General features: G+C 48.3%; 17 protein-coding genes. 8 read left to right on the top strand and 9 right to left on the bottom strand.

Annotation, left to right across the window (positions count from 1 at the left end; translation table 11 throughout):
* Positions 1–51 precede the first annotated feature (51 nt).
* Positions 52–1,113: a bifunctional diaminohydroxyphosphoribosylaminopyrimidine deaminase/5-amino-6-(5-phosphoribosylamino)uracil reductase RibD gene (ribD, locus tag H3H32_RS19370; RefSeq protein WP_182457264.1), complete on the top strand. Its 1,062-nt coding sequence runs from the start codon at positions 52–54 to the stop codon at positions 1,111–1,113.
* 38 nt (positions 1,114–1,151) lie between these two features.
* On the opposite strand, the gene H3H32_RS19365 is transcribed toward ribD, so the two are convergent.
* The 4 genes from H3H32_RS19365 to nagA all read right to left on the bottom strand — a co-directional run bounded on the left by H3H32_RS19365 (position 1,152) and on the right by nagA (position 6,532).
* Positions 1,152–1,661, bottom strand: coding sequence for a hypothetical protein (locus H3H32_RS19365; protein ID WP_182457263.1), 510 nt, complete (start codon positions 1,659–1,661; stop codon positions 1,152–1,154).
* A gap of 14 nt (positions 1,662–1,675) precedes the next feature.
* Positions 1,676–4,627 carry a TonB-dependent receptor gene (locus tag H3H32_RS19360; RefSeq protein WP_182457262.1) on the bottom strand — a complete coding sequence of 984 codons (2,952 nt, stop codon included), beginning with the start codon at positions 4,625–4,627 and terminating at the stop codon, positions 1,676–1,678.
* Between the two features lie 120 nt (positions 4,628–4,747).
* Positions 4,748–4,933 (bottom strand): hypothetical protein, encoded by a 186-nt coding sequence (locus H3H32_RS19355; protein WP_182457261.1) that lies wholly within the window; start codon positions 4,931–4,933, stop codon positions 4,748–4,750.
* Between the two features lie 435 nt (positions 4,934–5,368).
* Positions 5,369–6,532, bottom strand: a complete 1,164-nt coding sequence (gene nagA / locus H3H32_RS19350; protein ID WP_182457260.1) for an N-acetylglucosamine-6-phosphate deacetylase — start codon at positions 6,530–6,532, stop codon at positions 5,369–5,371.
* Positions 6,533–6,755: 223 nt separating this feature from the next.
* Between nagA and H3H32_RS19345 the strand changes: the two genes are divergently transcribed.
* The 3 genes from H3H32_RS19345 (at position 6,756) to H3H32_RS19335 (ending at position 10,564) form a co-directional block, all read left to right on the top strand.
* Positions 6,756–8,042, top strand: a complete 1,287-nt coding sequence (locus tag H3H32_RS19345) for a 3-phosphoshikimate 1-carboxyvinyltransferase (protein ID WP_182457259.1) — start codon at positions 6,756–6,758, stop codon at positions 8,040–8,042.
* Positions 8,043–8,103: 61 nt separating this feature from the next.
* Entirely contained in the window at positions 8,104–8,913 is an 810-nt protein-coding gene (locus H3H32_RS19340; RefSeq protein WP_182457258.1) for a phytanoyl-CoA dioxygenase family protein, read from the top strand.
* A 13-nt stretch (positions 8,914–8,926) separates the two neighbouring features.
* Positions 8,927–10,564, top strand: a complete 1,638-nt coding sequence (locus H3H32_RS19335) for an arylsulfatase (protein WP_240543412.1) — start codon at positions 8,927–8,929, stop codon at positions 10,562–10,564.
* A 144-nt stretch (positions 10,565–10,708) separates the two neighbouring features.
* Here H3H32_RS19335 and H3H32_RS19330 read toward each other — a convergent pair whose 3' ends face one another.
* The 3 genes from H3H32_RS19330 to H3H32_RS19320 form a co-directional block, all read right to left on the bottom strand.
* Complete coding sequence (locus H3H32_RS19330; protein ID WP_182457257.1) at positions 10,709–11,092, bottom strand: DUF1398 family protein; 384 nt, start codon at positions 11,090–11,092, stop codon at positions 10,709–10,711.
* A 76-nt stretch (positions 11,093–11,168) separates the two neighbouring features.
* Positions 11,169–11,942 carry a helix-turn-helix domain-containing protein gene (locus H3H32_RS19325; RefSeq protein ID WP_182457256.1) on the bottom strand — a complete coding sequence of 258 codons (774 nt, stop codon included), beginning with the start codon at positions 11,940–11,942 and terminating at the stop codon, positions 11,169–11,171.
* Between the two features lie 22 nt (positions 11,943–11,964).
* Positions 11,965–12,861, bottom strand: a complete 897-nt coding sequence (locus H3H32_RS19320; protein WP_182457255.1) for a hypothetical protein — start codon at positions 12,859–12,861, stop codon at positions 11,965–11,967.
* Positions 12,862–13,088: 227 nt separating this feature from the next.
* On the opposite strand from H3H32_RS19320, the gene H3H32_RS19315 reads away from it, so the two are divergent.
* Both H3H32_RS19315 and H3H32_RS19310 read left to right on the top strand, forming a co-directional pair.
* Entirely contained in the window at positions 13,089–14,117 is a 1,029-nt protein-coding gene (locus H3H32_RS19315; RefSeq protein ID WP_182457253.1) for an NAD(P)H-binding protein, read from the top strand.
* A 48-nt stretch (positions 14,118–14,165) separates the two neighbouring features.
* Positions 14,166–14,510, top strand: a complete 345-nt coding sequence (locus H3H32_RS19310) for a DUF4260 domain-containing protein (RefSeq protein WP_182457251.1) — start codon at positions 14,166–14,168, stop codon at positions 14,508–14,510.
* A 90-nt stretch (positions 14,511–14,600) separates the two neighbouring features.
* On the opposite strand, the gene H3H32_RS19305 is transcribed toward H3H32_RS19310, so the two are convergent.
* Positions 14,601–15,632 carry an AraC family transcriptional regulator gene (locus H3H32_RS19305; protein WP_182457249.1) on the bottom strand — a complete coding sequence of 344 codons (1,032 nt, stop codon included), beginning with the start codon at positions 15,630–15,632 and terminating at the stop codon, positions 14,601–14,603.
* A 77-nt stretch (positions 15,633–15,709) separates the two neighbouring features.
* Positions 15,710–16,459 (bottom strand): ABC transporter substrate-binding protein, encoded by a 750-nt coding sequence (locus tag H3H32_RS19300; protein WP_182457247.1) that lies wholly within the window; start codon positions 16,457–16,459, stop codon positions 15,710–15,712.
* 121 nt (positions 16,460–16,580) lie between these two features.
* On the opposite strand from H3H32_RS19300, the gene H3H32_RS19295 reads away from it, so the two are divergent.
* Both H3H32_RS19295 and H3H32_RS19290 read left to right on the top strand, forming a co-directional pair.
* Positions 16,581–17,438, top strand: coding sequence for a GLPGLI family protein (locus tag H3H32_RS19295; RefSeq protein ID WP_182457245.1), 858 nt, complete (start codon positions 16,581–16,583; stop codon positions 17,436–17,438).
* 35 nt (positions 17,439–17,473) lie between these two features.
* Complete coding sequence (locus tag H3H32_RS19290) at positions 17,474–20,449, top strand: outer membrane beta-barrel family protein (protein WP_182457243.1); 2,976 nt, start codon at positions 17,474–17,476, stop codon at positions 20,447–20,449.
* Positions 20,450–20,457 lie beyond the last annotated feature (8 nt).

The following is a 20,457-nucleotide window of genomic DNA, read 5'->3' as shown; positions in this document are numbered from 1 at the left end:
CCAGCCACCATAAACTACGAACCGTAAACTATAAACCACAAAGTACAAATTATGGACCAATTCATGCGTCGTGCGCTCGAATTAGCCACCTTAGGTCGAGGGCAAGTGAGCCCTAATCCAATGGTTGGTTGCGTCATTGTATATGATCCTGAAGGCGCTGAGCCACGAATTATTGGCGAAGGATGGCATCAGCGCTATGGCGAAGCCCATGCAGAACGGAATGCAATTGCATCCGTTCACCCTGAAGATACGCACTTACTGCCTCAAAGTACGGCTTATGTAACGCTGGAACCCTGTTCGCATTATGGTAAACAGCCTCCCTGTGCCGATTTACTGATTGAAAAACGGGTTGGTCGCGTTGTTTGTTGCAATGATGACCCCAACCCGTTAGTCGCTGGTCAGGGATTTGCTAAACTTCGGGCGGCAGGCATTGCGGTCGAAACGGGTGTTTTATCTGAAATAGGCCGTGAATTGAATGCGCGTTTTTTTACCTTCTTCGAGCAAAATCGACCCTACATTATCCTGAAATGGGCCGAAACATCAGACGGCTTTATTGGCGCGACCGACAGTCAGCCCGTTAAAATAACTGGCGATCTGGCGAACAGATTGGTACACCGCTGGCGGAGTGAAGAGGATGGCATTATGGTGGGAACAAACACGGCCCGCCTGGACAATCCCCGCCTGAATACGCGTCTGTGGCCGGGAAAAAATCCGACTCGGATTGTCATTGATAATCAGCTTTCACTTGATCAAAATTTACATCTGTTCGATGGTTCACAACCTACCATTGTTTATCACCAGCAAGAAAATAAAGTACCAACAAATCATCCCAACGTCATTTACTCATTCACTCAATCACTCAATCACTCATTAGAAAATCTCCACCAGCGTAAAATTCAATCGGTGCTTGTTGAAGGCGGAGCGGCTCTTTTACAGTCGTTTATTGAGGCTGGTTTGTGGGATGAAATGCGCGTATTCCGTAGCCGGATGATGTTGGGGAAAGAGCGGCTCGGTAGTGCGATAAAAGCGCCTGTTGTGCAGGGAGCACTAAGCAGCAGAGAAATGGTTGGGGAAGATGAGTTGACGATCTATAAAAATAGCCCCGAAAAATGATTCGGGGCTATTCAGACAAGTATCACTTTTAACACTCTTTAATTCGATTGCGCCACAGGAGTTGCATTGGCACCAATATTCCCACTGGCAACCAACGTTGAGCCGGATAGTATTTTGACGTTGGCACTGTAGGTACTTAGTTTATCAAAGAAGCCCGCTTCGCTAATTGTAAAGTATTTATTGCTGGAGAACTCGCCGGTTGCCCCACTAATGGCATCAAGCGGTTTGAGGGCCGTGCTGGAATTGTCGGCCAGCTTTCCCTGATAGATTGAGGACGCATAGGTGGTTCCGGTAGTCGTGTTGTAAAGCCCCATCTCGACCAGCGTAACTGTAGAGCTATACTTATAAAATACGACGCGCCCATAAACCGTTGCCCCCGAAGCCGACGTCAAGGTGTACGATTTGTAAGTCGTTACGGTACCACCACCCGGCGCAACACTCGTGTTAGGTTCGTACTTATTTTGTTCGCAGGAACTCAGGAAAATGAGCGCTGAAAGAAACAGACCCAATGCAGGGAAAATGCTTTTTGTGTTAAAATATCGATTCATAGCTGGAGTTACAATTAGAAGTTGAACGCTACACGGCCGTAGTAATAGGCTCCGTTGGAACCTTGCTGGTTGTTGGAGTACAGGTAAAAACCTTGATTCTCTGGACGAAGGATTTGCGGATACTTATCCAAAATGTTGCTACCGCCAAGCGATAGTTTCAAATTGCGATTCACCGTGTAACCAACACTTAGGTCAAAAATGGCTTGTCCCGAAAACGTCTGGTCATAATAATTGCCGTCCTGATCGGAGGAAGTAGAACGCTCGGTAACGGAGCCGAAGTAGGTGCCCCGTAACATCACATCAAATTTGTTGAACCGATAGATGGCCGATGCAATCAGTTTGGTTCGAGGAGTTCCGGTTTCAAACTGACCAATGACACTCCGACTTAGGTATTTTTCAACCACCTGATCTTCAGTTAGATTCGCTACGTTCAGGTTGAGGGTTTTCCGGTTCAGTACCGAGTTCTTACTCAAAATGGCCGCCAGCGTGAAGGTTAAACTTTTCGATTTAGGCAGGTCGAGGGTGTAGTTGCCAACCACTTCGATTCCTTTAGAACGAACATTGGCCCCGTTGACGAAAAATTGCGCTTCGCCATCGCCAATTACTTCCTGATAGTTATTCCCAACTTCCGACGCATTGAAATAGCTGGTTTGGAAAATCCGGTTGTCTACGTCGATCTGATAGGCATCGACTGTTACCTCGAAGCCGCGAGTGGGCTGATAGGTAAGGCCAAAGCCATACGTACGTGATTGCTCCTGCTTCAAGCCTTTAATGCCTAACACGCGAGCCGCCGTGCTGTTTGTTGGATAGGTAGTCACGTCGAGGGGTTGTGGAATCCCATTTGCATCGGGTACGAAGGCCGTAGCCGTGTGCGTATAATTCAACTCCTGTAAAGAAGGAGCCCGAAAGCCGCTGGCAATGGAACCACGGATAGACAGCGTTTTCGAGATCGAATAGCGCGCGGCTAGTTTGCCGATGGTTACACCACCAAAATCAGAATAGTTTTCCAGTCGAAAAGCACCCGCAATCAGGAAATTTCGGCTTAATTCCAATTCTGCATCCAGATAGGCCGCCATTGTTGTCCGAAATTCATTGCGCTCATTCTTAGGACCAAAACCGGAGAAACACTGGCAGTTTGCCGATAGGTTTTTGACGGTTACTTGTTGCCCGGCATAAACCGACAAGGGTTTACCGGTAGCATCGACAATGGGCGCACTGGCTTCATTTTCAAGCGGTTTTCCATCCGGTCCAACCAGCAGCCCGGCCTGAGCTACGGTCAATATACCGGCATCGCCATAGGTATAGCTCTCTTCCTGCCCCTTCATGATTTTATAATTCTCGACACGCATCTCGGCACCAAAGGCGATGTTCAACCCGTTCATAATGCCTTTGAAATAGCGAGAGAAATCGAGGTTAGTGGAGTTTTGTGTGAACTGGTGTGTACCAATGTTCATGTTCACCGGCGAGTTTGAACCCATCGACGCGTTGATGGTATTGACCATTCCAATACGCATGGTATTGCTGCCAAACGTATTGCTGAAGTCAACGTTGAATTCGCCAACTTTACTTTTAATCCCCACCGTGTTTGAAATATCAGACGTATTAGACGTCATCTGAGGACGATAGCCGTTGGGATAGAGCAGATAGTTAAATCGGTCAGTTTGGGCGGGCCGACGGAAGTAGCAGGAGAAACCTTCCAGGTATTTATACGAAGCACCCCCAAAACTGTAAAATGTAGTGGTTGGGTTGATTTCATACCCTGCGTTATAGAACATACTACCGAGCGTAATGGCAGGCATACCAGCGTAAACCGCGAAATCGGCTTTCGTCAACCCACGAGCACTCATCAACCCATCTTCTGTTTTCAGTGAGGCCATTAGGTTACTATTACCGGCCACCTGCGCACTAATCAATTCGGGGTTAGTGATGACCGGATTACCGTTTTTGTCGGTCCGAAGATTGTTCAGGTAGGTATTATCAAAGAACCCCCAATCATTCACAAAGGGCCGGAGCGTGGGTCGACGTTGGGTGATCTGTCCCGAAACATTCAAAAAACCTTTGTCGCCAATTTTGAACCCGTAGTTCGCGTCGAACTGGTAGTTGAAGCCGTCTGGTTTTCCACTTTTGGTCAACGCTCCGGCTTGCCCACCTGTGTTGGCGTAACCTCCTCCCGTGAGGCTGGCGGTTAATTTGTTCGTTCCTTTTTTCAGGATGATGTTCACCACACCCGCCACCGCATCTGAGCCATATTGAGCAGCGGCACCATCCCGAAGAATTTCCACCCGATCAATGGCCGAAACAGGAATCGTCATCAAATCGACGGTGGTAGATGGGCTACCTACCGCCGTCTCGGTGATGAGTAGCGCCGATGTATGACGTCGTTTGCCGTTAACGAGAACAAGAATCTGGTTCGGTGCCATATTGCGTAGCTGCACCGGATCGACGTGTGAGTTCAGGTCGCCACCCTGCGAGCGAACCGAGTTAAAGCTGGGGGCTACAACGGCCAGCATTTGGGCCAGATCCATTTGCGGGAGTGAACCCATAATGTCTTTGATCGAGATGACATCTACGGGCACCGGCGATTCAATGATCGTTCGTCCAACGTTTCGGGTCCCGGTTACCACCAGTTCGCTGAGTTGGGTAGCATCTTCTTCGAGTGGAATATCAAAATTCGTTCGATCACCTACTTTTATTTCCTGCGCTTTAAAGCCGATAAAGCTAATCACCAGAACATCGGTTGGCAGAGCTTCCAGCGAAAACATACCCTGATTGTCGGTAATGGCACCTTTCCGGCTGTTGCCTTTTACAAGTACATTGACACCCTGTAAGGCTTCGGAGGCCCCACTAGTGTACACTTTACCGGTTATTTTTCTGGCTTGTGCCCAGGCATCCATAGGGCAGCTAACAGCCATAATAATCAGGGCGACGACAGCGAGGACGTCATGCTTACGTAGTTTTCTTTGCATGTTGATAGGGGGATTTATATTGGGAAAGTTGAGAAAATACACAGCCAGCGACTGCTGGAAACCCGGCAGACGGAGTGACCCTTATCTGTTTAGATAAGGCTATAGCAAGATGATTACGGATTAATGCCTGGTGCCTTGTTGGGTGCTTTCAGAATGTGTCTGATGTCCATACCCATAAGGCCGCCCTGCCAGCGTGTGCACTCTGAAATTATTTTTTGCGGAACAGGTAGGCGATGTGTATTGCATAATACCGGGCGAATAACTCCCGTGTACTAAAGAAGTACTACTTTTTTCAGGACGTTTCATGGTAGTAATAAGCTTATGATTATGCGTACTATGGATACTGAAAATCTGGGCAATACAATAACCGACAGGCTATTTAGTGCCTGTGAGATTATCGAAACATATATTGAAATTGTGCAGCAACCAGCCTGACTAGGAATGATTGACCAGTTGCCTGCTTCCTGAATAGATAAACTCCCCTATGAATTTTTGCGCGCTAGACTTAGGAGTTGACGTTTGTTGTACTTGATCGAAAGTAAGATATTTAATAATGTTAAAAAAGTATTTTATAGAATATTGTATGGTATTATTTGAAAAATACAATATAATTAAATTGAATTCCTGTTTTTTGTGATATTTTTAATACTGTCGAGCTGTTTATAGTTGTTATTGAGTAATTAACCCAGGAGTTGTTTGGGGTAATTACTCAATAATAAAGGGCTTGCTACTGAGTAATTGTCAAACCAATTTTTCGCCTGAAATCCATACGCCTTTTGTCGTCAGCGCTTTATCTGCAACGACCAGATTGGCTACATAACCCGGCTTGATTTTTCCGATCTGGTTGCCCAGGCCAATGATCTCTGCCGGAATCGTTGACGACATCCGGAGGGCGTTTGTTAATGGAATACCCGCTTGCTCAACCGCAATCCGAACGCAGTCAATAAGCGTAATGGACGACCCTGCCAGATTCCCTTCGTTGTTGACGTAACGTCCGGGGCCATTCGTATCGGGTTCGTAGTGAACAATAAATTGCTCCAGATCAAATGCGGGCCTGGGTGGGTTGGCGAAAAGGGCATCCGAAATCAGAAAAAGTCGCTCGCCAAGTAGTCGATACGCAATGCGGATGGCAATCGGGCTGCAATGGTAACTGTCGGCAATGATACTGGCCCGAACGGATGGGTGGTCGAAGACGGCACCAACTACACCGGGTTCGCGGCTTTCATAACCACGCATCGCATTATATAGGTGTGTTGCCAGAGGCATGCCGTCATTGAAAGCCGCCGTTGCCTGTTGAAAGGTTGCATTACTATGGCCAAGCGAGAGGAGTGTATTCGTATGTTTCAGCCGCTTAATGGTATTGAATTGTTCGGGCGTCAGTATTTCGGGAGCCAGCGTCAGAATTCGAATAACATCAGCATTCGTACTGAACAAAGCCTCCAATTCGCCTTCGGCGGGTGTTCGAACGTAGGCCATGCTGTGCGCTCCCCGTTTTATTGGGTTGAAATAAGGTCCTTCAATGTGAATACCCGGCACGCCAAACGGATTTTCGTTTCGCACCACCTGCACTGCCGCCATCGATTGCTGCATAATAGCCAGCGACGTTGAATGGATTGTGGGCAGTAGGGTAGTGGTACCATTTCGAACGTGAGAATCGTAAATGTGCCGGACGGTTTCGGGCGTAGGCTGGTCGTTCAGAAACAGATCGGAGCCGCCGTATAGTTGTAAATCCACGAAACCGGGAAGCAGATAGTCGCCGTTGAGATCAATGACAGCCGGATCGCTGGAGTCTACAAAAGTTTCTGCGGTTGAGATTTCCTGAATGCGACCATTGTCGATGCGCACAGATGCGTTGGTAAGCCATTCTTCGCCAGTAAAAACGGTGGCGTTAACAAACTGATTCATACGAAAAAAGCGGTTTCATGTTGGCTAACGAGCCAATGATGACCGGAATCTAGTAGTTATTTCGTTTTTTTGCGAACTATTTCTTTTATGGGTTTTGGGTTCACAGTTTACGGTACTCAGTTTATGGATGATGGTGACTAGCACAGAAAATGGCTTACACGCCAGCCACCGTAAACAGTAAACCGAATACCGTAAATCCCAACTAGTCTAATCAGTTTATCTCTTGAACGCTGTTCGTTTATCTCCTCCCGCTACGCTGACGAATCCGGGTATCGTCCAGGACCGTCTAGTCCGGGCCACTGTGCCCCTGGCTTCGTCGAAAAGTGAAAGCAATCGTGCTCTTATCATTGATGCCCTGACCGGCTTTCAGTGTGATCTGAAAAACCTATCGACCGCCCGCGATACGCAAACGATGATTCGGTTGTTGAAGTCAGAAGATTCAGTTGCTGATGTATTGGATGCGGGCACGACCATGCGTTTTCTGACGGCCTATTTCGCAGCAACTGGGCAACAGAAAACAATGACTGGCACGCCCCGTATGTGCGAACGCCCCATTGGTATTCTGGTCGATGCCTTACGAACACTTGGCGCTGATATTACCTATCTAAACAAAGAAGGTTATCCGCCGACGCAGATCAATGGGTTTAGTGCATCGGGTACTAATAAAGTGAGTGTTCGGGGTGATGTGAGCAGCCAATATATTTCGGCACTGGTGATGATTGCTCCGCTACTGCCAGATGGCCTGACGCTGGAGTTGACTGGAGCCATCGGATCGCGGCCCTATATCGAAATGACGCTGGAACAAATGATCTATTTCGGCGCTGACGTTCAGGCGGATTGGGAAGCAAAAACGATTACGGTTGCTCCTAAACCGTACACCCCTAAACCCTACGCTATTGAATCTGATTGGTCGGGAGCCAGCTATTGGTATAGCGTGGCGGCTCTGGCCCAGAATGAAACGGCCGAAATCACACTTCTTGGTCTAAAAGCGAAATCGCTGCAAGGCGACAGCGCTATTGTCGACATTATGCGGTCGCTGGGCGTGGAGAGTACCTTCACCGAAGAAGGCGTTCGCTTGACCAAAGGCCCCACCAGCGAATCGCTGGCCTGGGATTTTACCGATTGCCCTGACCTGGCGCAGACCGTTGCTGTATGTGCCGCCGTGAAAGGCGTAACCCTACACCTGACTGGGGTTGAAAGTCTGAAAATCAAGGAAACGGACCGGATCGCGGCTTTACAGGCCGAGTTACAGAAAATTGGTGCTGAGCTGGTGGAACTGGAGCCTAACCATCTTTATGAGGTTCATCGGCTACCAACCAGCCATGAGGTTCCGGCTACGATTGAAACCTATGATGATCACCGGATGGCGATGGCGTTTGCCCCTGTAGCCATGCGCGAAGAGATTATTATCGAAGAGCCACGAGTGGTCGATAAATCGTACCCAAGCTTTTGGGAAGATATGGCGCGAGTGGCCACGGTTGAGTTTATTCAAGAAGAAGCAATTCGTTAAAGTGGAGTGGTGTCAGGTTCTTAAACCTGACACCACAGCAACTAAAGAAACAATAAAAACAATGACACGTCGGGAACAATTTGAGCAACAGGGCTACCTTATCGTCCGTAACGTTTTTACGCCCGATGAAGTAACCCAATTACGGCAGGCCGCTTATGAGTATCGCGATCAGCAACAGAAACTCGGTCTGGTCGCGAAAGTAAAACAGGCTGCCTCGGTAAAGGGAGACTTACTCAGTAAAGAGAAACTGGGTTGGGTTATTTACGATCCACGAATCGTTGCCATTGCGACCGAAATCCTGGGCGACACGCCGGTTTATTTCTCCGACAGCACCTATCAAATTGGTACGGGTACGCGTGGCTTTCACCGCGATAACATCGACCGGTATCAGTTCGGGCAGGGAGCAGATTGGGAGGGGGCGTACCCATTGATTCGGTTCGGTATTTACCTGCAAAATCACGATACCTACAGCGGTGGTATCCGTTTCAAATCGGGTAGCCATGATGCTGCCGACGGTGCCGATGTGTTTGCCGATACTCGTGCGGGCGACATTGTGGTCTGGAACATGCGGACGCTCCACAGCGGCAACGCCCGCCGAATGAAAGTGTTGAACAATTTGCCCCTCCACGTTGGTCTGGAAAATCGACTGCCCGATTTTCTGTTCCGCGAGCAGGAAGGAGAGCGTGTATCTTTATTCTTTAGCTACGGATTGGAAGGCAAACACCTTGATCGGTATCTGGAAAACCACATTCAGAAACGAGCCGATATGCAGGAGAACGTACGTCTATCGACCTATACGCCTGAAACCCTCAAAAAAGCGGAGCAGAATAAGATCAAAGTGCTGGATGTGAAAAAACTGGTGAAGTCTTAGTCAACGCACCGATATGTTGAAAATTTTCGGAGCCATCTTACTGATTGGCTGGGGTGTAAGTTTTATGGGGTCTTTATCCCCCAACCACAACTTAACCGTAACCAAAGCCCCTAAACGACCCAATATCGTTCTGATTATGGCCGACGATATGGGCTACTCGGATTTGGGTTGTTATGGCTCCGAAATTCCAACGCCTAACCTGGATAAGCTGGCAAGTCAGGGCGTTCGGTTTACACAATTTTACAATGCTGCACGCTGCTGCCCAACCCGAGCCTCCTTGCTGACGGGCTTGTTTCAGCATCAGGCCGGTATTGGTCACATGACCAAAGAACCGGGTAATGGCACCAATTACGATTATGGCGTGTATGGGTACAAGGGCGAAATAAATAGAAACTGCGTTACACTGGCTGAGGTTCTTAAATCAGCTGGATACCATACCTACATGGCTGGTAAATGGCATCTGGGTTCCGGCAATCCAGACCTGTATCCACGCCAACGAGGTTTTGATCGTTTCTACGGATTATTAGCCGGGGCCAGCAGCTATCTTGACCCTACCCAACCACGAGGCATCTGGACGGATAACGAGCCTGTTGCCCATGTAGAACAGCCTTTTTACACAACCGATGCGTTTACCAATCATGCCATTTCGTTCCTGAATGAGCAGAAAGATCAGGACCCGTTTTTCCTGTATCTAGCGTTCACATCGCCACACTGGCCACTTCACGCGTTGGAAAATGATATTGCCCGATTTAAAGGTAAGTACCGACAGGGCTGGGACCGCTTACGGGAAGAGCGCTTTCGGAAGCAAGTGCGGGAAGGGATCGTTTCGGAGAAATGGGGAATTTCGGAACGACCCGGCAAGTTTCCAGCCTGGACAGAACAGGATAGCGTTCGCCAGCGCGAAATGGACTACCGCATGGCGGTTTATGCCGCTCAGGTTTACCGAATGGATCAGAACATTGGTAAGCTGGTTGATCAACTCAAAAAAACAGGTAAGCTGGATAATACACTGCTCGTCTTTCTCTCCGACAATGGCGCTTGCCCGGAAGGAGGCATACTAGGTGGGGGGAGTATTCAGGATATCAATAATTCATCGAAATGGGGTGCTATTTCGTACGGAGGTGTTTGGTCAAATGCTTCGAATACGCCGTTTAAAGGCTTCAAGCACGTGTCGTACGAGGGCGGTATTGCAACGCCACTAATCGTTCACTATCCGGCTGGCCTTGTCGGTCAGAAAGGGAAAATCAATAAAACGCCGGGTTATCTGATCGATATCATGCCGACGTTTATTGAAGCGAGCGGGGCAACCTACCCAACACAGGCAAAAGGCCAGAAAATCCACTCGCTAGAGGGAAAAAGCCTCCTGCCTGTGCTGGCTAGTGGGACACGCCAACTTCATGAATACATGTATTGGGAGCACGAAAACCACCGGGCTATTCGATTCGGAAACTGGAAAGCAGTTGGTCCAGTAAGTGGCCCGTGGGAATTGTACGATCTGGAAATCGATCGAACAGAGCAACATAATCGAGCCGCCGAGCATCCTGAGTTAGTTGAAAAGCTCAACAAAAAATGGACGGATTGGGCAAATTCACATTACGTTCTCCCCAAAGGGTCGATGAAAGAGGACTTTAGTAAGGAGTGGTATTTTTAGATTGCTGAGAGAATGAGCAACTGCTAATAGACCACCTGAAATTTAAATTTTGTCATTCCGACGAAAGGAGGAATCTTAAGGTTTCCTTACTCTCAGATGAGGATAATTTAAGATTCCTCCTTTCGTCGGAATGACAAAAACTTCTTAAACTATCGGGATTTTCTCGTCGTAGTGTCCACCAATTCCTACATAAATAACCCGTTTGTCTGCGCCCGTCAGAATGGCGTCGTAGAAACGAACGCCCGCTTGTGCGATGTCATGCATGAATTGGGGATAATCCGTTTTGCCTTGCTGGTTGTCGCGAATGGCCTGAATGGTAGCAGCTTCGTCGAAGTTGGCGGCAATGGCTTTGGGCGCAGTTGTACTTGTGTGCAGTAAGGTTTCGCCATCAGCCAACCGATACAAGATGATACTGGACGACACCTCAACCGTATAGGAATGAACCCTGGCCTCAACAAGTTTTTGGGCTAAGTCAGGATAGTTTTTGGCCGTAGCATAGGCTTGTTTTATACGTTCTTCAGTCGACATGTTCTCTTCGTTTTGTTCATGACAAAGGTCGGAGAATGGACACCCGTACAATTGTAAAAAATCGTTTTTCTTCCTTTCAGGTCTTGGGCATGTTCTGTAGAAACTCGGTGGGGGTTAGGCCCGTAAATATCTTGAAGCTGTTGATAAAGTGTGCCTGATCGAAGTAGCCAGATTCGATGCTAATGTCGGTCAGGCTATCGGTGGTCGAAAGCGTAGAAATGGCCTGCTGCATACGAACAATCGATGCAAACTTTTTGGGCGAGGTGCCGACTAATCGCCGGAAACGCTTTTCGAGTGGGCTTTGGCTAATGCAAAGTTTATCGGCCAGAGCGGTCATTCGAATGGTGCCTTTGGTTAGATAAATCTGCTGGATAGCCGCCGAAACAAGGGCGTCGGATTTGGGCGTCTGTAATCGTGAAAGCAAAAACTGCTCAATAAGGTGAATCCGGGACTGATCCGTTCTCGCTTCGGCTAGTCGATCTGCGAGGGTAGTAAGAAGCGCACAATTCAGAAAATTGTCGAGACCTACGCTTTCGCCAACTAACTCGTGGATGGGATTATTGAGAAAGGAAGCCGCCCCTGTTTCGGTGAATACAACCAGTACCGAACCAGTAGCAGGCTCATTTTTGAAGATTCGAACCCCATTCTGAATACCCGTTATGCCAGCCTTTGCTAACGGGCGTGTGGTTGTTCCGAGTACAGTGGCGATTCTCCCCTGATATTGAAATCCCATCACCAATGATGTGCCTGGCAGTACCCGATACGTTTGCGCATCGTTGCCTTCCGAAATAACGAACTGCTTCACATAGGGTTTCAGCCTATCGCAAGGTATGAATACATCATAGCGCATGAACGGATTTTTAAAGAGTGTTTTAGGGCTTCTTGACTTCCTGTTGTCGCCCGTAAATATAGCGTAGGGCGATGCCGAAGCCCCAGCCTGTTCCATTAGCCGTGACCGTTGATTGTGGTTGAGCAACACCATTAACGGTATAGGTAATATCCGAACGGACGGCTTGGCCAAGACCCCAATATTTTCGGATATACGTGCCGAATTCGAGTGAAGAAGACAAGCGAACGGAGTAATCAACTCCTAATTCGGCAATGCCCGAAATACTTTTGAGCGTAGTAGTATTGTCTAATCGCAAGGTATCGGCGACGCGGGTTCTACTACGATAATTATAGCCAATCAGTCGAAAGTTATCGGTATTGATGCTGCCATTAGGAACGAGCCAGGCACCTGCCGAAAGCCAAAATCCAGTGCCATTGGCGGCACGACTTGCAGAGCCGATACGTCGTTTAATGCGTAGAGGAATGCCATGTCCGCTGTTCTGATAGTTGTAAATAAGCGGTTTTGATCCGTTCGCAATCGTAATATTCAGGTGTACAGGCGCATAAGTGTAACCCGCTTCAATGATCCACGCATTTCGGTAGGTATAGCCCACTAAAGCACTCCAGGTGGCTTTTGTGGTAGAACTGCTGCTGATTAGCCCATCGAACGTATTGGTAAGTACAGTGCCATCGGTACGAAATCCACCTTCGAGACCCACATACCAGGTTTGAGTTTCCTTGAGTTGATAATCAGCTGAATGGTCGGACTGACGTTGGCGGGCAGAGCGATTTCGATATGGATTTTGATCGGGATCTTCGGTCAGTACTTTTTTACGAACAACAGGAGGGGGGGCATAATAATTGGTATCAATCACAACCTCCTGAGCCAATGCCGACACGGATAAGCCCACTAGAAAAAGAAGAAGTGAAATGTGTTTCATGGTAGACTACAAGCCTGATGGAATAAACAATACGGTAAATACTACACCAATTACGCAGCTTTTTTCAGTTACGTTGCTGATCAGCCAAAAGTTCTGGAAAGACGTAGGTAGTACTACCCGCAATGCCCGAGATTTTCGCAATTGGTCAGTCGATTTGCGTGGTTCGTCAGTGACTACATCGTGTAGGAACCTGACCTTTGTTCTGTACAAACAGACGCACAAATCTCATGAATACTACACCAACTATCCTCGTTCTGGGCGCAACCGGTAGCATCGGTTATGCCGTTGCTGATAACCTACTGGCTCGTCGAATACCTATAACAATTCTTGTTCGCGACCGGGCTAAGGCGGAGGCTTTGTTTCCGGATCAATCTACCCTGACTATTATCGAAGGCGATGTGCAGGATGCCGCTTTACTCAATCGAATTTCGGCCGATAAGGATGTCATTTTTCATGGAATCAACTACCCATACAACAAGTGGTTTGGGAACATGGATACGGCAACGCAGAAGATAATAGATGCTGCTGAGCAGAATCATGCAACTGTTATTTTGCCCGGAAACGTCTATAATTTCGGGAACACTGCCGAACCAATTCGGGAAAATAGTACGCCCAATCCCTGTACGCGAAAAGGCCAGCTTCGGGTTGAGATTGAAGCCATGCTGGAACAAGCTGCTACGGCTGGCCGGTGCCGCGTTATGAACGTACGGCTTCCTGATTTCTGGGGACCAAACGTGTTGAATGAAGGGATAAAGCCCATTTTTGAAAATGCTCTCACAGGGAAAGCGCTGCCCTGGATTGTGAATGCCGATATTCCGCATCAATCGGTTTATACGAAAGATGCGGCCGAAATTATTGTCCGGCTACTTTTACGAGATTGGTCTAGCCGGACGCAACCAACCACAACTACGGCGGCAGACAAACCATATGAAGTCTGGAATTATGGTGGAACGACAGTACCATCGATGCGGGCGTGGTTTGAGCAAATTACCTCATTAACCGGAAAGCCTCTGAAAGTGCAACTGTATAGTCGCTTTATCATCAGTGTACTGGGCTTATTTATGCCTGTGTTGCGGGAGGTGAAGGAGATGCTTTATCTCTATGAAAACTCCATTCTGCTCGACGACCAAAAGGTACTGGCTTTGTTCCCTGACTTCCGCCCAACACCTATGAAACAGGCGTTAACCGAAACGTTGACCTGGTTCGCCAAACATGCAGGTAAGCAGACGTTTGTACCTGCGGGAGCCACGAACTAAGCTGTATCAATTTAGCTATTTTCTTATTTACTAAACGCTGATAATCAAATGAAAACCTTATTGAAATCCGAAGAATTGATTCAATTTCTGGGCGCTATCTACCTGTTCTCTCGCCTAAGTTTTGCCTGGTGGTGGTTTCCCGCGCTTATCCTTGTACCCGACTTGAGTATGATTGGCTATGCCATTAATCCAGCTGTAGGAGCTGTGTTTTACAACATCGTGCACCACAAAGGGTTAGGCATCGTGATTGGCTTGCTAGGCCTGATGACAGGCAATCAGGAATTGATGTTAGCAGGGATTATTCTCTTCGCACACTCTAGCATGGATCGTATGCTGGGCTATGGTCTGAAATACTCAGACAGCTTCAAGCACACGAGTTTAGAGAGTTTGTAGCCATGTAACGTGGACATCCTGTCCGCGTAGCCGGAGGCTAAGTTGTAGAGCAAAGAACAGCTATTCGACTATGCGGACAGGATGTCCGCGTTACGAGGCTTGTGCTAATCGGTAGGCACCCGGCGTTTGACCCGTCCATTTTTTGAAGGATCGGAAAAAGACACTTGGTTCGGCAAAGCCAAGCAGGTAGGCGATGTCGGTAGTGCTCAGATTCGATTCACTAAGGTGGCTTACTGCCAGTTCTTTACGGGTTTCGTCGAGCAGTTGCTGGTAGGTTGTACCGGCGTCTTTCAAATGAAGCTGAAGCGTTCGAACGCCCATCGCCAGACGGTCGGCAACGTTGGCCAGCGTGGGTTCTTCGCCTTTCATGATGGCAATAATTTCTGATTTAACCCGGCTGGTCAGCGATGGTGCTTTAAGCTTGCCGAGAATATCCGTCGCGTGTTTTTCAAATAGGATCGACAATGTTGGGCTGGCGTTCAACACGGGAAGATCGAGCAAAACGGTATCCAGGAACATCGCTGTTTCAGGGGCATCGAATACCAGACGAGCGGGTGCAAATACCCGTTCGTGTTCACGTGTATCAACGGGCCGAGGGTATGAAAACCAAATTTCACGAGCTTCGATACGATGGCCTGTTAAAGCCCGCATAGCAGACAGATAAATCGAAAACTCGGAGTTAAGCGCGTGTTGAGGGTAAATAATATCCGCACTGGTTATCTGAAGCGAGAGCATGAATTGCTTTCCTAGTGTCTCGGACTCGATCAATTTTCCCGATGTTCGAATACCTTCGCAGACAATATCCTGATACTGACAAAGTTTGTCAAAGGCTTTGCCCAAGGTAGGGCTGTGCATCATCACATACGCCAACACGCCAATGGCAACCGGATTTACAAGTTCGCCGAGTTGTAGCGCAATGTTTGGGTCGCCCGTGGTGGTTATGACTTCGCGCCAGAGTGCCTGTACCTGACGAACCAATACCCGACTATCGGGATCATGTAACTGCTCTGAACTGATCCCCACGGCGTGAGCTAGTGCATCGGCATCGGCACCGCGTTGCCGGGCCGCAAACAAAATCAAATTGATGGACGCAACGGAAAGCGTATCGCCGGTGGTTAGCATTTAACGAAAAATACGGTCGTGGGAAATGATTAATTCGGGAAAAATGCCGTTTGGGTCGAGCTGCGAGATGTCGGTGATCATGAGCTTTGTTGGGCAATTTCGGTACGCAAGTTCCTAAAATAGTCCGACGACCGCAATAACCGACTCCCATACCACGAAAATAGCTCACCATCCACAATCCGTATCTTGGCTAACGGGCAGATCGTGGTAAATTCGGCAAGATGTTTTTCCGTAAATGGATAGGGTTCCGACGACAGAAAAATCAGATCGGGTTGAACGGCTTGCAGTTCTTCAGCTGTGATTTCGGGATACCGTGTCTGGTTGACAAACGCATTGCGGAATCCGGCTATTTCCAGCATCGCATGAATAAACGTATCGTTGGCCGCAACCATATAGGGTTTTCGCCAGATGAAATAAGCGACGGAGGGGCGCGGTGATTGAGGCAGTGGGAAAAGTGATGTTTCGATGCGTGTAACTATCGTTTCGGCTTCTGGTTGTTTCCCAACTAAGGCCCCCACGTCCCGAATCATCGACACTGCATCTGGCAGCGTTGCCACATCGGTTATATGAACGAAGTACTGTTGTTGAAGTGCCTCAATTTGCTCGCGTGTGTTTTCTTCTTTGTTCGCCAGAATAAGGTCGGGCTGTAGCGTTAGAATGGTATTAATGTTCAGTGTTTTCGTGCCGCCTACAATTGCCTTGCCTTTAACTTTGTCGGCCGGATGAATGCAGAATTTTGTGATACCAACTAGCTGATCACCTACGCCCAAATCGAACAGCAATTCTGTTTGCGAGGGTACAAGAGAAACAATGCGTTTTGGGTTCATAACGTAGTCATTCGGCACGTAAAATTACCGACTCAGCGCCGATTTAGCTGGTTTTAACGAGATTTTGGCCGCGAGTTGAAAAAATAGTGCAACGTTTACAGCAAGAATCTCTCATTTTCCCATGAAACAAGCCATTTTCACCTGTCTCCTTACCAGCCTGGTTGCCACAGCATCGTTGGCACAAAATACGGCTTCGGTATCTGGTAAAATTACCTACGAAGGCATGCGTCAGATCGACCGGTCGCAAATGCGGATGAACATCAACGGGCAGGAAGTTCGGCCCGGAGCTCCAGGTGCACCTGATGCGCCGGAAGGGGCCCCCGAAGTAATATCGTTTACGCAGAAACTCGTTTTTGCAGGCAATATGGCCAAAGAAGAACGTGATCGTCCGCAAGGAGGTATGATGTTTCGCCGACAAGGGGGCGATGGTGCGCCCGATGGTGCAGGCGGACCGGGCGGTGGCGACCGACCCAATCGGGGCGGTAACATGCGGGCTAATTTCCCATTCGAACAGCAAACGTATCTGGACTTAGCCAATCGGCAGCGAATTGATGTGCTGGTCGTGAAAAAAGATTCCGCAACGCAGACCTACCGTACCGAGAAGCCAATGCCAGCGGCTACGGATTGGCAAGCCAGCGATAAGACGAAAAAGATTGCGGGCTATGTTTGTCACAAAGCCACGGCTACCCACCGGAAGCTGCCTTACACAATCTGGTACACTACAGATTTTCCATTTACCTATTCGCCTGTTGCCGATCTGACACCCCCTCAGGGCGTCGTGTTGCTGATTGAATCGGATACGGAGTCGTATAAGGCAACTGGCGTATCGATGGAAGCGATTGCCGCAACGGCTGTTGAACCGCCAAAAGAGGCAAAAGCTATCTCGTCGGACGAAATGGAGCAGATACGCCGGAAAGGTATGGCCGATTTCCGTCAGCGAATGATGCAAAACATGAATATGTCGGCCCCTCGGAACTAAGTAAACAATAACTAATGGACAACGTATAATGTAAAATGAAAAACTTACTGACTGTGAAGCCATTACTCCGACTTTCGTTATTCATTATTCATTGTACATTATTCTGTAGCCTCGACGGCTTCGCCCAGTCTTCGGGTACCATTAAAGGAACAGTTGTGGATTCGGTAAGCCGAAAGCCGCTCATGGAAGCATCGGTATCCCTGCTGTTGGCCAAAGATTCATCGCTGGTTACTTTCGGTATTACGGATGGCGATGGAAAATTTGAGTTTCCTAAAATAGCCGTAGGTCAATATCGGGTGCTGGTAACTTACGTTGGTTATCGGGGTCGCTCAACGCGCGTTTCGGTTACGCAAAATGATCCTACAGTCGATGTTGGGTCAATTGATATCGTTGCCCAATCACAAACGCTCATGGAAGTATCTGTTCAGGGCGAACGGGCTCCCATTGCCGTAAAAGGCGACACTCTGGAATTTAATGCTGGTTCGTTCAAGACACGACCAAATGCACAGGTGGAGGATTTGTTGAAGAAATTGCCCGGTGTAGAAGTCGATCGCGATGGGAACGTAAAGGCTCAGGGACAGGCCATTACGAAAGTGTTAGTCGACGGAAAACCTTTTTTCGGCAGCGACCCTAAAATGGCCACCCGCAACCTCCCTGCTGACATCATCGATAAGGTGCAACTCTTCGATCAGGCATCGGAGCAGTCGGCTTTTTCGGGGGTAGATGACGGTGATCGGGAGAAAACGATCAATATCACCACCAAAAAAGACAAGCGTAAAGGCTCGTTTGGTCAGCAAACCATTGGCGCTGGTCCCAAACCGGGCGACGACGCTCGTTATTCGGGCCGGGTGAGTTTCAACCAGTTTAATAATGGTCGCCAGATTTCGATGCTGGGTATGGCCAACAATGTGAACCAACAGGGCTTTACGGCCAGTGATTTAGGCTTGGGTAACAACTTCGGCGGAGCTGGTCAAGGTCAAGGTGGTGGCGGAGGGAGTAATGTAGTGCGAGGTGGGGCTGGTGGCGGTAGTGGAAATGGCGCTGGTCAGGTGGGTAGTAATGCCATTACCACGTCGTGGGCTGCGGGTATCAACTACCGCGATGGTTGGGGTAAAAAAGTTGACGTTGTGAGTAGCTATAATGCCAGTAATACGAATACCCTTACCAGCCAGCAAAGCCACCGGGAAAACATAATTCCAAGCGGGACCGCTGGAACAACTACAACGTCGCAGGCAGGATTTGTTCGTGATCAGACAAGTGGTTCCGACAATACAAACACCAATCACCGAGTCAACCTTCGGCTCGATTATCGGCTTGACACCATGACGATGATTCGGGTTATTCCTAGTTTGTCGTGGATGAATTCGAATTATAGTAATCAGAGCAACGCGACAACGCTTACGAATGAGGGAGTTATGGCGAACTCAAGCATAACGAACTACAATTCAACTGGTAATGGTTTTACGGGAAACAACCAGTTATTATTATTCCGTAAGTTTCAGAAGAAAGGCCGGAGCTTTTCGGTCAACTGGACCGTTGCGCTTAATAATCAGGACAATAACGGTATCAATAACTCGGTCAACAAGTTTAACGGATCATCGACAAGCCTTACGTCTGGGGTTATTACGAAAGACACTTTAACGGGAATTACCACGCAGACCATTAACCAGCGGAACGACCAGGAAACGCATTCGATGACCAATACCATCAATGTGAGTTATACTGAGCCGTTATCGATGCGTCAAACGCTGGAGTTTCATTACAACTTGTCCGATAATCACAACACATCGAACCGGGCTGTAAATGATTTTAATGGGCTAACAGACCGGTATGATCTGCTAAATACGCCACTGAGCAATAACTTTATAAACGATTACGTAACCAATCGGGGTGGGCTAACCTGGCAGACAAAACGATTGAAATACACCTATGCGTTCGGGTTGGATGCGCAGCAATCGAGCTTAAATTCGAATAACCTGAGTCAGGAAACGAACCTGAACCGGACGTTTTCCAACTTTTTACCCAATGCCTTATTGACGTACAACTTTGCGAAAAGCCGCCGACTACGACTTAGCTACCGAACCCGTCTTAACGCGCCGTCGGTAAGCCAGCTACAGCCTGTGCCTAACAACACCAACCCGTTGAATATTCAGTTGGGGAATCTCGACCTGCAACCGGAATACAGCCATACCGTATCGCTGAATTATAACCAGTTCGATGCGGCCACGTTCCGCAACATGTTTGTCTTCCTGAATGCGAGCCGGACAGATAACAAAATCGTTAACTCAACGATATTCAATGCATCGGGCGCGCAGACAACCAAGCCAGTAAATACCAATGGGTATTACACCGTCAACGGATCGTTTGTCATTGGTCGGCCGCTTAAAATAGGCGCCCAAAAAACAAACATAAACCTGTCGACCAACCTGACGTATAACCAAGGTTCCAGCTTCATCAACAACCAGTCAAACCAGGCAAAAAACTGGCTGATAGGTCAGGGAGCTACGATAAGCTCAAACTTTACCGAAAAACTAGATCTGAACCTGACGGGGAATATCAACTGGCAATCGGCGAGGTATTCACTGCAACCACAGCAAAACACGACGTATCTGAATCAGTCGGTTACGCTTGACGTGTATTACCAATTGCCGCTCAAATTTACCTTCTCCACAAACGTTTACTATAACCATTATGGAGGAAGTTCGGCCAGCTATAACCAGTCGTATACGCTTTGGAATGCAACCCTGGCCCGGCAGTTGTTTAAGCAGAATCAGGGTGAAATACGCTTCCAGGCGTTCGATTTACTGAACCAGAACCAGAGCATCGTGCGGAACGTGACAGACACCTATACGGAAGAAGTCCGGAGTCGCGTCCTGAACCGGTATTTCATGATTAGCTTCGTGTATAACCTGCGCCGATTCAGTGCCGGAATTACAGCGCCGAGAGATCCATTCCAGCAAAATGGGGGAGGCCAACGAAATGGTGGTGGTTTCCGCCGGAATAACGGATAAAAGATAGT

Source organism: Spirosoma foliorum (assembly GCF_014117325.1).
GTDB classification, from domain to species: Bacteria; Bacteroidota; Bacteroidia; order Cytophagales; family Spirosomataceae; genus Spirosoma; species Spirosoma foliorum.
The sequence above is the reverse complement of the archived record's forward strand: the minus strand, read 5'-3'. Positions and strand labels throughout refer to the sequence as shown.